At 59.9% G+C, this 11,880-nt stretch carries 13 protein-coding genes; 11 read left to right on the plus strand and 2 right to left on the minus strand.

All coding sequences use genetic code 11. The features are described 5' to 3' along the window. The first annotated feature begins 70 nt into the window (after positions 1 to 70). From prpB to HY067_00155, 7 genes are all read left to right on the plus strand, one after another. A complete protein-coding gene (gene prpB / locus HY067_00125) occupies positions 71 to 955 on the plus strand; it encodes a methylisocitrate lyase (protein MBI3526359.1) in 885 nt (294 codons plus the stop codon). Then, a complete protein-coding gene (gene prpC, locus HY067_00130) occupies positions 952 to 2,106 on the plus strand; it encodes a 2-methylcitrate synthase (GenBank protein ID MBI3526360.1) in 1,155 nt (384 codons plus the stop codon). The genes prpB and prpC overlap by 4 nt, the downstream gene beginning before the upstream one ends. 73 nt (positions 2,107 to 2,179) lie before the next feature. Continuing rightward, positions 2,180 to 3,631: a bifunctional 2-methylcitrate dehydratase/aconitate hydratase gene (locus tag HY067_00135; protein MBI3526361.1), complete on the plus strand. Its 1,452-nt coding sequence runs from the start codon at positions 2,180 to 2,182 to the stop codon at positions 3,629 to 3,631. A 7-nt stretch (positions 3,632 to 3,638) separates the two neighbouring features. Beyond that, positions 3,639 to 4,064, plus strand: a complete 426-nt coding sequence (locus HY067_00140; protein ID MBI3526362.1) for a hypothetical protein — start codon at positions 3,639 to 3,641, stop codon at positions 4,062 to 4,064. 25 nt (positions 4,065 to 4,089) lie between these two features. After that, positions 4,090 to 6,795 carry an aconitate hydratase AcnA gene (acnA, locus tag HY067_00145; protein MBI3526363.1) on the plus strand — a complete coding sequence of 902 codons (2,706 nt, stop codon included), beginning with the start codon at positions 4,090 to 4,092 and terminating at the stop codon, positions 6,793 to 6,795. Positions 6,796 to 7,025: 230 nt separating this feature from the next. After that, entirely contained in the window at positions 7,026 to 7,724 is a 699-nt protein-coding gene (locus HY067_00150) for an rRNA pseudouridine synthase (protein MBI3526364.1), read from the plus strand. Further along, a complete protein-coding gene (locus HY067_00155) occupies positions 7,721 to 8,167 on the plus strand; it encodes a putative toxin-antitoxin system toxin component, PIN family (GenBank protein ID MBI3526365.1) in 447 nt (148 codons plus the stop codon). Before HY067_00150 ends, HY067_00155 begins: the two co-directional genes overlap by 4 nt. Positions 8,168 to 8,171: 4 nt before the next feature. Here the strand turns inward: HY067_00155 and HY067_00160 are convergent, their stop codons facing one another. Both HY067_00160 and HY067_00165 read right to left on the minus strand, forming a co-directional pair. After that, entirely contained in the window at positions 8,172 to 8,834 is a 663-nt protein-coding gene (locus tag HY067_00160; GenBank protein ID MBI3526366.1) for a nitroreductase, read from the minus strand. Positions 8,835 to 8,981: 147 nt separating this feature from the next. Beyond that, complete coding sequence (locus tag HY067_00165) at positions 8,982 to 9,455, minus strand: carboxymuconolactone decarboxylase family protein (protein ID MBI3526367.1); 474 nt, start codon at positions 9,453 to 9,455, stop codon at positions 8,982 to 8,984. Positions 9,456 to 9,572: 117 nt separating this feature from the next. Here HY067_00165 and HY067_00170 point away from each other — a divergent pair, with 117 nt between their 5' ends. The 4 genes from HY067_00170 (at position 9,573) to HY067_00185 (ending at position 11,690) form a co-directional block, all read left to right on the plus strand. Beyond that, positions 9,573 to 10,112: a septation protein A gene (locus HY067_00170; GenBank protein ID MBI3526368.1), complete on the plus strand. Its 540-nt coding sequence runs from the start codon at positions 9,573 to 9,575 to the stop codon at positions 10,110 to 10,112. Further along, complete coding sequence (locus HY067_00175) at positions 10,112 to 10,414, plus strand: YciI family protein (protein ID MBI3526369.1); 303 nt, start codon at positions 10,112 to 10,114, stop codon at positions 10,412 to 10,414. The genes HY067_00170 and HY067_00175 overlap by 1 nt, the downstream gene beginning before the upstream one ends. Positions 10,415 to 10,419: 5 nt before the next feature. After that, on the plus strand, positions 10,420 to 10,701 hold the full coding sequence (locus tag HY067_00180; GenBank protein MBI3526370.1) for a BolA family transcriptional regulator: 282 nt from the start codon (positions 10,420 to 10,422) through the stop codon (positions 10,699 to 10,701). Positions 10,702 to 10,769: 68 nt separating this feature from the next. Further along, positions 10,770 to 11,690 carry a peptidylprolyl isomerase gene (locus HY067_00185; GenBank protein MBI3526371.1) on the plus strand — a complete coding sequence of 307 codons (921 nt, stop codon included), beginning with the start codon at positions 10,770 to 10,772 and terminating at the stop codon, positions 11,688 to 11,690. The last annotated feature ends 190 nt before the right edge of the window (positions 11,691 to 11,880 follow it).

The raw sequence follows: 11,880 nt of genomic DNA on the forward strand, positions 1-11,880 counted from the left end.
TGCTCGTCGCATCTCGGCGCCGTCCGGGCAGGGCCGACGCAGCATGAACCATCCCGAGGGACATCACAGCATGCAAACCAGTGCAGGACAGAAATTCCGGGGCGCCGTCGCCAGCGAAAAGCCCCTGCAGGTGATCGGCGCGATCAACGCCTACACCGCGCGCATGGCCGAGGCGACCGGCTTCAAGGCGCTTTATCTTTCCGGCGGTGGCGTGGCCGCCAACTCGCTGGGCATGCCCGATCTCGGCATCAGCACCCTGGAAGACGTGCTGACCGATGTGAGTCGCATCACCGAAGTCACTGCGCTGCCGCTGCTGGTCGACATCGATACCGGCTGGGGTAGCGCATTCAACATTGCGCGTACGGTCCGTTCGATGATCAAGGCCGGCGCCGGCGCCGTGCACCTGGAAGACCAGGTCGGCGCCAAGCGTTGCGGCCACCGCCCCGGCAAGGAAGTCGTCAGCAAGGAAGAAATGGTCGACCGGGTCAAGGCCGCGGTCGACGCACGCACCGATCCGGAATTCGTCATCATGGCCCGCACCGATGCGCTGGCGGTCGAAGGCCTGGATGCGGCGATCGAACGCGCCTGCGCCTATGTCGAAGCCGGTGCCGACATGATTTTTCCGGAAGCCATGACCGAGTTGGCGATGTACAAAAAATTCAAGAGCGCGGTGATAGTCCCGATCCTCGCCAATATCACCGAGTTTGGACATACGCCGCTGTTCACGACGTCCGAGCTCGGCTCGGTGGACGTCGACATCGTGCTTTACTGTTGCTCGGCCTACCGTGCGATGAACGCCGCGGCGCTGAAGGTGTATCAGACCATCCGCTCGGAAGGCACGCAGAAGAACCTGATTCCGATGATGCAAACGCGCGCCGATCTGTACAGGTATCTCGGCTATCACGATTACGAAAACAAGCTCGACGAACTGTTCGCGAAGGGAAAACAAAAATGAGCGAAGCCGCGGCAATGACGCCGAAACCCAAGAAATCCGTCGCCTTGTCCGGCGTTACCGCCGGCAACACCGCGTTGTGCACGGTCGGCCTCGCCGGCAACGACCTTCACTATCGCGGTTACGACATCCTGGATTTCGCGGAGGACGCCGAGTTCGAGGAGATCGCCTACCTCCTGGTTCACGGTAAACTGCCGGCCGTCGCCGAACTGGCCGGTTACAAACGCAAGCTCAAGGCGCTGCGCGGCCTGCCCGCGTCGGTCCAGGACATCCTGGAGTGCATCCCGGCGAATACGCATCCCATGGACGTCCTGCGAACCGGCTGTTCCGCGCTGGGCGCCGTGCTTCCGGAAAATCAGGAGCACAAGCTCAGCGAGGCGCGCGACATCGCCGACCGGATGATGGCCAGCTTCGGTTCGATGCTGCTCTACTGGTATCACTTTTCGCATTCGGGGCGGCGCATCGAAGTCGAGACCGACGACGATTCGATCGGCGGCCATTTTCTGCACCTCCTGCACGGCAGGAAGGCGTCGGCGCCATGGGAGCGGGCGATGCATACCTCGCTGATCCTCTACGCCGAACACGAGTTCAACGCGTCCACGTTCACGGCACGCGTCATCGCCGGCACGGGCTCCGACATGTATTCCGCGATCGGCGGCGCGATCGGAGCGCTCAAAGGTCCGAAGCACGGAGGCGCCAACGAGTTCGCCTTCGACACCATCGGGCGTTATGACAACCCGGACGATGCCGAAGCCGATATCGTCAGACGCGTTGCCGAGAAGCAGATCATCATCGGCTTCGGCCATCCGGTTTACACCACCGGCGACCCGCGCAACCAGGTGATCAAGGAAGTCGCGCGGCGGCTGTCCAGGGACGCGGGCGACATGAAACTCTTCGACATCTCGGAGCGCGTGGAACAGGTCATGTGGCGCGAGAAGAAGATGTTCCCGAACCTGGACTGGTACAGCGCCACCAGCTACCACATGATGGGGGTCCCGACTGCGATGTTCACGCCGATCTTCGTCGTCAGCCGTGCCTCAGGCTGGGCGGCGCATGTCATCGAGCAGCGCCAGGACGGCAAGATCATCCGTCCCAGTGCCAACTACACGGGTCCCGAGAACCTGAAATGGGTTTCGATCGACAAGCGGAAGTGACGGATCAAGCCTCATCGGAAAAGCGTCGTAATCACAAGCTGAATATCGAGCAAAACCAGGAACCCCAAGACTTATGTCCGCCCATATCTCCAACGTCCGCCCGAAGCCCGATCAGGTTCTGGTCGACATCGTCGACTACGTCACCAAATACAAGATCGCCGGCAAGGAGGCGTACGAAACTGCGCGTTATTGCCTGATCGATACGCTGGGTTGCGGTTTCGAGGCACTGGAGTATCCCGCCTGCACCAAACTGCTGGGTCCGGTGACCCAGGGTACGGTGGTGCCGAATGGTGCAAAGGTGCCCGGGACCTCGTTCCAGCTCGACCCGATCCAGGCAGCGTTCAACATCGGCGCGATGATCCGCTGGCTGGATTTCAACGACACCTTGCTTGCCGCCGAGTGGGGCCATCCTTCCGACAATCTTGGCGGCATTCTCGCCACCGCGGACTGGCTGTCGCGCAACGCTGTCGCCGCGGGCAAAAAGCCGCTGACCGTGCAGGACGTGCTGACCGCGATGATCAAGGCGCACGAGATCCAGGGCTGCATTGCGCTGGAAAACAGTTTCAACAAGGTCGGGCTGGATCACGTCGTACTGGTCAAAGTTGCATCCACTGCAGTCGTAGCCGAAATGCTCGGCCTGACGCGCGACGAGATTATCAATGCCGTGTCGCTGGCGTGGGTGGACGGCCACAGCCTGCGTACCTATCGCCATGCACCCAATACCGGTTCGCGCAAGAGCTGGGCTGCCGGGGACGCGACCAGCCGCGCGGTACGTCTGGCGCTGATCGCAAAGACCGGTGAAATGGGTTATCCGTCCGTACTGAGCGTGAAGACCTGGGGTTTCTACGACGTGCTGTTCAAAGGCAATGCCTTCAAGTTCCAGCGCCCCTACGGCAGCTACGTAATGGAGAACGTGTTGTTCAAGATTTCCTTCCCGGCTGAGTTCCACTCGCAGACCGCGGTCGAAGCCGCGATGCAGATTCACAAGGAATTGCAGAAACTCGGCAAGAATCCGGGGGACATCCGCAAGATCACCATTCGCACGCACGAAGCCTGCATCCGCATCATCGACAAGAAGGGCCCACTGAACAACCCGGCCGACCGCGACCACTGCATCCAGTACATGGTGGCTGTGCCGATCCTGTTCGGCCGGCTGACCGCCGGCGACTACGAAGACGAGATCGCCAAGGATCGCCGCATCGACAAACTGCGCGACAAAATCGTCTGCGTCGAAGACAAGCAATTCACCAAGGACTATCACGATCCCGAAAAGCGCTCGATCGCCAACGCGCTGACGGTCGAGTTCGCCGACGACAAGAAACTGAAGGAAATCGTGGTCGAGTATCCGATCGGCCACAGACGCCGGCGCAAGGAAGGCATGCCGGTACTGGTGGAGAAGTTCAAGACCAACCTGGCGCGGCGCTTCCCGACCAGGCAACAGAAGGCGATCCTCGATTTGTGCCTCGATCCCAAAAAGCTGGCCGCGACACCGGTCAACGAGTTCGTCGACATGATGGTCATCTGACCTTCCGATGCGAACCGTCGCCCTGATGCTGCTGGTCGGATTATCCGCGGCGCTCCCTGCGTGGGCGGATTCCAATCCGATGCACCCGGGGACGTGGGAATTCACCCGCTCTGGCGGCATGGCGGCGAACCTCATCGGCCGCTTCTGCATCACCGCAACCGACATCGCGGACCCGATGTCGCCCGTCAATGGCTTCCTTTCGCGCGAAGAAAAAAGCGGCTGCAAGGACTGGAAAATAGAATGGCACGGCGAACGCGGACAATACTCCGGCTCCTGCCAACTGGGCGGAAAGGCCGCGCAGGTCAGCGGTCGCATCGTGGCAGCCGCCGGAACCTACTCCGACACGCAAAAGGTGAAGAAGGACGGCGACACTGCAGCATCGCCCATACTGGACATCATCAACGGCTTGCGCCTTGGCCCTTGTGCCAACTGACGTATTTATTCCTGGAGATTCCAACATGACCCACAGCCTGTTCAACACGCTCCAAGAGTTCTCTCCCGGCGCCGGCAAAAAGGGAAAGTTCTACTCCCTGCCCGCGCTGGAGAAGGCCGGCATCGGCAAGATCTCCCGCCTGCCGGTCTCGATCCGCATCGTGCTGGAATCGGTGTTGCGCAACTTCGACGGCAAGAAAGTCACCGAAGAGCACGTCCGGCAACTCGCGGCGTGGGCGCCGACCGCATCGCGTACGGAGGAAATTCCTTTCGTGGTCGCCCGCATCGTGTTGCAGGATTTCACGGGTGTGCCTTTGCTGGCGGACCTTGCCGCCATGCGCGGGGTCGCGTCGAAGATGGGCAAGAATCCGAAGGTCATCGAGCCGCTGGTTCCGGTCGACCTGGTCGTCGATCACTCGGTGCAGATCGATCATTACGGTACGAAGGAGGCGCTCGATCTGAACATGAAACTGGAATTCCAGCGCAACAAGGAGCGCTACCAGTTCATGAAATGGGGCATGCAGGCCTTCGACACGTTCAAGGTCGTGCCTCCCGGTGTGGGCATCGTTCATCAGGTGAACCTCGAATACCTGGCGCGCGGCGTGCATGCAAAAGACGGCGTCTACTATCCCGACACGCTGGTCGGCACCGATTCGCATACCACGATGATCAATGGCATCGGTGTGGTCGGCTGGGGCGTCGGCGGCATCGAAGCCGAGGCCGGTATGCTCGGTCAGCCGGTCTATTTCCTGACGCCGGACGTCGTCGGCGTATACCTCAAGGGCAAGCTGCGCGAAGGCGTGATGGCCACCGACCTGGTATTGACCATCACCGAGTTGCTGCGCAGGGAAAAGGTTGTCGGCAAATTTGTCGAGTTCTTTGGCGAGGGCACCGCCAGCCTGCCGCTGCCGGACCGCGCGACCATCGGCAACATGGCGCCGGAATACGGCGCCACCATGGGCTTCTTCCCGGTGGACGATGTCACGATCGAATATTTCAAGGGCACCGGCCGTACCAAGGAAGAAATAGACGCATTCGCCGCATATTTCAAGGCGCAGAAATTGTTCGGCATCCCGAAAAAGGGCGAGATCGATTACTCGAAGGTGGTGGAACTCGATCTCGGCAGCGTTACGCCGTCGGTAGCCGGACCGAAGCGCCCGCAGGATCGCATCGAGATCGGCAACGTGAAGAAGAAGGTTACTGAATTGTTTTCCAAGCCGGTCGCCGAGAACGGCTTCGCCAAGAAACCCGAAGACCTCGGCAAGCGATTCAAGACCCGCGACGGCATCGACATCGGTTCAGGCGACATCATGATCGCCGCGATCACGTCGTGCACCAATACCTCCAATCCCGGCGTGCTGATCGCCGCCGGCCTGCTCGCGAAAAAAGCCGTCGAGAAAGGGCTGACGGTCAAGCGGCACATCAAGACTTCGCTCGCGCCCGGTTCGCGCGTAGTCACCGAATACCTGACTGCATCCGGGCTGCTGCCCTACCTCGAGCAACTCGGATTCACGGTCGCAGCCTATGGCTGTACCACCTGTATCGGCAATGCCGGTCCGCTGTCCGAGCCGATCGACGAAGCGATCGTCGCCAACGACATGGTCTGCGCGGCCGTGCTGTCGGGCAATCGCAATTTCGAAGCCCGCATTCATCCGAACCTGCGCGGCAACTTCCTCGCCAGTCCGCCGCTGGTCGTTGCCTATGCGATCGCCGGCACGGTGTTGAAGGACTTGATGACCGAACCGCTCGGGACCGGGAAAGACGGCAAGCCGGTTTACATCGGCGACATCTGGCCGACGTCGAAGGAAATCTATGCGCTGATGAAGTATGCAACCGATTCCAGGACCTTCCAGCGGATGTACGGCAACCTCGCCAAGGATCAGCCGCTGTGGAATAGCGTGCCCTCCGCTGCCGGTCAGGTGTACGACTGGCCAAAGTCGACGTATATCGCCGAGCCGCCTTTCTTCGAGAATTTCGGCATGCAACCGGGTTCGATCGGCAAAATCGCAGGCGCCCACGCGCTGGGAATCTTCGGCGATTCGGTCACCACCGACCATATCAGCCCTGCCGGTTCGATCAAGGACACTTCGCCGGCGGGAAAATACCTGATCGCCCATGGAGTATCGAAAACCGACTTCAACAGCTACGGCGCGCGCCGCGGCAATCACGAGGTGATGATGCGCGGCACCTTCGCCAATGTGCGCATCAAGAACCTCATGCTGCCGCCGAAAGCGGATGGCACTCGCATCGAAGGTGGCGTCACGCTGCTGCAACCTTCAGGCGAACAGATGTCGATCTACGACGCGGCGATGAAGTACATCGCCCAGGGAACGCCGACCATTGTTTTCGGCGGTGAAGAATACGGCACCGGATCGTCGCGCGACTGGGCGGCGAAAGGCACGCAGTTGCTCGGCGTGAAAGCCGTCATCGCCAAGAGTTTCGAGCGCATTCACCGCTCCAACCTCGTTGGGATGGGCGTGCTGCCCTTGCAGTTCAAGGGACTCGACTCCGTCGATTCGCTGGGCATCACAGGCGACGAAACTTACGATATCACCGGTCTCGACGGCGAGATTCGTCCGCAGCAGGACGTGACGCTTGTGATCAGACGCGCTGATGGTTCGCAGCGCGAGGTGAAAGTCCTGTTGCGCATCGATACGCCGATCGAGGTGGATTACTACCGGCACGGCGGGATTCTTCCATATGTGTTGCGCGAGCTGGTCGCGGCGGCTTGACCGGACGCGGCACTCTGCGCAAACCGGCCAGCACGCCGGGCAGCCGGCCGGAGGTGGCGCGTTCCACGCGCGCCAAGCTTGCGCAGCGCTCACGCGGTCCCGCTTCCGCGCCCGCGAAACAACCCAAGCCTTCATCAACCGCAAGGCCCGCTGTTGTGGGCACCTTGCCCTCACTGGCGCAAAAGCCTTCGCCGCCTGCGGAGGCGCAGAAAGTCCGCGTCTCCAAACTTATGTCGGAGCGCGGCCTGTGCTCCCGGCGCGAAGCGGACGAATATATCGAGCGCGGCTGGGTCTATGTTGATGGCGTGCGTGTCGAAGAACTCGGCACGCGCATCGATCCGGCGCAAAACATTACGCTCGACAAGAAAGCCGACAGCATTTCCCGCGTCACCATCCTGCTGCATAAACCTGTCGGCTATGTTTCAGGCCAGGCAGAGCAGGGATATCGTCCGGCCAGTACGCTGATCGTGCCTGCGAGCCGCTTTGCCGGCGACAATCCCTCGCTGCGCTTCGAGCGCGAGCATCTCAAAGGCCTGGCGCCGGCCGGCCGGCTCGACATCGACTCGACCGGACTTCTGGTTTTTACCCAGGACGGGCGCATCGCCAAACTGCTGATCGGCGAGGATTCCACCATCGAGAAGGAATATCTCGTGCGAGTGGAAGGCAGCCTCGACGACAAGGGTCTGAAGCTTCTGAACCACGGTTTAAGCCTTGACGACGTCCCGCTCAAGCCGGCTAACGTCACTTGGCAGAACCGCGATCAATTGCGCTTCGTGTTGCGCGAGGGCAAGAAGCGCCAGATCCGGCGCATGTGCGAACTCGTGGGCCTGAAGGTGACGGGCCTGAAGCGCGTGCGCATCGGCCGCGTGGCGCTCGGCGAGTTATCGTTGGGACAATGGCGTTACCTGCACGGCTACGAGAGGTTTTGAGATCGCCGATGCAACTGGTGCTCGACACCAACATGTGGATCGACTGGCTGGTGTTCAACGATCCATCTATCGCGCCGCTGAAGGCGGCACACCGGGACGGGCGTATCCAATTCGTGATCAACGAGCCCTGCCTTGAGGAATTGAACGCGGTACTGGCTTATCCGGAATTCAGGCTGGATGACGCGCAGAAAAAAGACCATCTAGCAGAGGTCGATCGCTGCACCATCAGGCATGACAATCAGCGACCGGTAAGCCCCACCGCCCTTCCCCGCTGCAGCGACCCGGACGATCAGAAATTCCTGATGTTGGCACTCGACGCCGCGGCCGATTGGCTGCTGACCCGGGACAAGGCGCTGCTCAAGTTAAACCGTCGTCTGAAAGCCGCGAGATTTCGCGTCGGATTGCCGTCGGAGTGGGCTGCCGCATTCGCGCGAACCGGCTGATTTTTCACTCGATCCAGGTCGTCGATTCCGTTTCGCTGACGCGCGCGGTACGGTAAGTATTGATCGGATGCTTTGGGTCCGCATAGCCGAAAGAAATGCCGCAGACGAATTTGCGGTTCGGCGGCAAGCCGAAATGGTCGCGGATGAAATCCGGATAAGACGCGAGTGCAGCCTGCGCGATCGACGCCACGCCGAGATTATGCGCGGCCAACATGAAATTCGACACATACAAACCGCAATCCACTGCGCCGTATACACCGAGATCTTCCTCGGTGGTGATCAGTGCGACGTGCGGCGCGCCGAAAAAGCGAAAATTCTCCAGAGACTGCTGCGCGGCGGACGCTTTGTCTTCGCGACCGATGCCGAGCGCCTGATAGAGCTGCACACCGCACACCTTGCGCCGCTCACGGTAGACGCCTTCGTATCGCAAGGGAAAAGGGAAATCGGGTTTGGTTGGATTGCCCTGAGCTGCATGCGCGTAGAGTTTGTTGCGAAACCGTTCGATCGCCTCGCCGCTGACCAGCAGAACCCGCCACGGCTGGCAATTGCACCAGGAAGGCGTCCGCTGAGCGATTTCCAGAATGCGGCGGATAGTCTGCGTGGCCACCGGCTCAGTCGAATACCGGCGGCAACTGTAACGCTCCCTGACGATCTGTTCCAAGTCCATACCACCTCACCCCCGCCCTGCTGCGCTTCAAGTGTTCCCTTGTCTCCCCTTAAAAGGCGGAGAGGGAGTGAAAATCAAGCGCACAACTACTCAGTACTCGGATTTATTCTTCTCCGCGTCCTCGGTGTTTCCTCTGCGCCCTCTGCGTCAACGCTCTTTCTGCCGGCCCTTGGCCGGCTTCGCCTTGGCGGTTTTGCCCACCGACCAGGGCTCGGCCGGGCGCTTGGGCTTGAAGCGTTCGTCCGGTTCCACCTGAAGCCCGATGGTCAAACGATTGCCGGCGTTCGCCAGCGCGATGACTTCGGTCAACTCCGCGAGCATTTCGTCATCGAGCCCGTGTTTGCGCGCGGCGAAGGTATGCGAGTTGATGCAGTAATCGCAGTTGTTGTTGATGCTGACCGCGAGGTAGATCAGTTCCTTGGTGAGCGGATCCAGTCTTGACGGCTTCACCATGACTTCCTTCATCTGGCCCCAGAAGCGCTTCAGCACCGGAGGATTCGAGGCGAGTGCACGCCAGATGTTGTTGATGTAGTCAGTCTTGCGCGTCTTCATGATATCGTCGAACACCGCCCGTACTTCGGCGGATGCCTCGTCGTAATTCACCAACTTTACCTGCGCCATCGCGAACTCCTTCCGTGGAATCCCACTCGAAACAAGGCCGCCATCTTACCCGATGCCGGTTGGACATCGACCCGCGCTTGAGTCCATAATGCCGCCGGTTATTTTCCCTTGACGATCATGAAGTTCCTATTCGATATCTTTCCGGTATTGCTGTTTTTCGTGGCCTTCAAGTTCTGGGGGATCTACACGGCCACGGCCGTGGCCATCGGGGCGACCATCTGCCAGGTCGGCTGGTCCTGGCTGCGCCATCGCAAGGTCGACACCATGCTGTGGGTGAGCCTGTCGATCATCGTGGTCTTCGGCGGCGCCACGCTTTGGCTGCACGATGAGACCTTCATCAAGTGGAAACCCACGGTGCTATACTGGCTATTCAGTGCCATCCTGCTCGGTGCGGACCTGTTGTTTCGCAGAAATCTGATCCGCGCCATGATGGAAAAACAGCTCACCCTTCCCGCTTCGGTCTGGCGGAACCTGAACCTCAGTTGGGCCGCGTTTTTCCTGTTGATGGGCGCCGCCAACCTGTATATCGCCTTTCACTTCCCGACCGAAACCTGGGTCAACTTCAAGCTGTTCGGCGGAACCGGGTTGCTGTTGGCATTCATCGTGGCCCAGGGTCTGCTGCTAAGCCGCCATATCGAACACGAGGAAAAAAAATAGTGCTGTACGCAATCGTCGGCGAGGATATTCCGAGCAGCCAGGCCAAGCGAACCACGTCGCGGCCGGCCCACCTCAAGCGCGTGGATGAACTGATTGCCGCGGGCAAGCTCATTCTCGGCGGCGCATTTCCCGCCATCGACAGTATCGACCCCGGCCCGGCGGGCATGACCGGCAGCCTGATCGTCGCAGAATTCAATTCGCTGGAAGAAGCCAAGGCCTGGATCAATGCCGATCCCTACGTTACCGAAGGCGTTTTCGCCAAGGTCACGGTGAAGCCCTTTCGCAGGGTTTTCCCGAAGTAATGAATATGAATATAGAGGAACTCATTCGCGAGCGGTTGTCCCGTCTGGCTCCCGATGCGCTGGAAGTGTTCGACGACAGTCACGAACATGCCGGTCATGCGGGTGCAAAGGACGGCGGCGGCCATTTCCAGCTCGTCATCGTTTCGCGCGAATTCACCGGCAAACCGGCGGTAGCCCGGCATCGGCTGGTTTACGAGGCACTCTCCGACCTGATGCCGAAACAAATCCATGCGCTGGCCATCCGCGCCTATGCGCCCGAAGAATTGGGAACTTCAGCCAAGGGTTGAACGCTGAAGCCGATAACAAGCACAAACACCCAGCCCAGAGTTCAACTCCCGTCACCAAAGGAACTGCAATGCAATCGGTCAAACATCATGTCCTGCTCGCGCTGCTGGCAGCCTGCTTTGCCACAGCCACCGCAGGATACGCCGCAGACAACAAGCCGGAGAGCAAGCCGAAGAATACGGCCGACGCCAAACCCGAAGCCAAATCGGAAACCAAACAGAAGAACGTCGCCATCGTGAATGGCGTTGGCATTCCGCAGGCACGGCTGGATTTCGTCGCCAAATCGCAGCTGGCGCAATCACAAGGACAGCAGGGCCAGCCGGGGCAACAGCCTTTGCAGGACTCGCCGGAATTCCGCAACAACCTGCGTGAAATCCTGATCACCCGGGAAATCCTCTTTCAGGAAGCGGTCAAACGCAAGCTCGACAAGAATGCCGATTACCAGACCCAGCTCGATCTGGCCAAGCAGCAGATCATTCTGGCGGTGCTGATCGAGGATCTGAGCAAAAAGCTCACGCCAACCGAAGCCGACGTGCGCAAGGAATACGAGCGCGTGAAAGCCGAACGCGGCGGCGAAGTCGGCAAGCAATACAAGTCACGCCATATCCTGGTGAAAGAGGAGGGCGACGCCAAACAGATCATCGCCGATCTCGATGCCGGTGGAGATTTCGCGGCGATCGCCAAGGAAAAATCGGAAGACACCGGCACCAAGGAAGGCGGCGGCGAGCTGGACTGGAGCGAAGCGGAAGGCTATGTGCAGCCTTTCGGCGAAGCGCTCAAGAAGTTGAAAAAGGGCGAGCGGACCAAGGAAGCGGTCAAGACCAATTTCGGCTATCACATCATCGAGCTGGAAGACATCAAGTCGGTTCCCTTCCCGGAGTTCGATCAGGTCAAGCCGCAGATCCAGCAGCAATTGGCGACCAAGGTACGCGACGACTATATCGCGGACCTGCGCACCAAGGCCAAGATTCAGAAAATAGATCCCAAATAAATTCGGGATAGCGGTAAGAATAAAAGGGCGCCGACGGCGCCCTTTTTTTACGGAAGTATGTACTTGACGAAACAGGTCAAAAAGTAAGCGGACTGCTATAAATACTTGATTACCTAGCGTGGCTTTCTGGGCTTCCTAGGTTTGCTACGGGGCGACTTGGCTTTGGCCGGAACTCGCTTCTGAAGCGCAG

Source organism: Betaproteobacteria bacterium, from assembly GCA_016194905.1.
GTDB lineage: Bacteria > Pseudomonadota > Gammaproteobacteria > Burkholderiales > JACQAP01 > JACQAP01.

What these genes read in the sequence shown, in the direction of transcription:
- prpB (MBI3526359.1), top strand. Translation starts at nt 71, where the DNA reads ATGCAAACCAGTGCAGGACAGAAATTCCGGGGCGCCGTCGCCAGCGAA.
- prpC (MBI3526360.1), top strand. Translation starts at nt 952, where the DNA reads ATGAGCGAAGCCGCGGCAATGACGCCGAAACCCAAGAAATCCGTCGCC.
- HY067_00135 (MBI3526361.1), top strand. Translation starts at nt 2,180, where the DNA reads ATGTCCGCCCATATCTCCAACGTCCGCCCGAAGCCCGATCAGGTTCTG.
- HY067_00140 (MBI3526362.1), top strand. Translation starts at nt 3,639, where the DNA reads ATGCGAACCGTCGCCCTGATGCTGCTGGTCGGATTATCCGCGGCGCTC.
- acnA (MBI3526363.1), top strand. Translation starts at nt 4,090, where the DNA reads ATGACCCACAGCCTGTTCAACACGCTCCAAGAGTTCTCTCCCGGCGCC.
- HY067_00150 (MBI3526364.1), top strand. Translation starts at nt 7,026, where the DNA reads ATGTCGGAGCGCGGCCTGTGCTCCCGGCGCGAAGCGGACGAATATATC.
- HY067_00160 (MBI3526366.1), bottom strand. Translation starts at nt 8,834, where the DNA reads ATGGACTTGGAACAGATCGTCAGGGAGCGTTACAGTTGCCGCCGGTAT.
- HY067_00165 (MBI3526367.1), bottom strand. Translation starts at nt 9,455, where the DNA reads ATGGCGCAGGTAAAGTTGGTGAATTACGACGAGGCATCCGCCGAAGTA.
- HY067_00170 (MBI3526368.1), top strand. Translation starts at nt 9,573, where the DNA reads ATGAAGTTCCTATTCGATATCTTTCCGGTATTGCTGTTTTTCGTGGCC.
- HY067_00180 (MBI3526370.1), top strand. Translation starts at nt 10,420, where the DNA reads ATGAATATAGAGGAACTCATTCGCGAGCGGTTGTCCCGTCTGGCTCCC.
- HY067_00185 (MBI3526371.1), top strand. Translation starts at nt 10,770, where the DNA reads ATGCAATCGGTCAAACATCATGTCCTGCTCGCGCTGCTGGCAGCCTGC.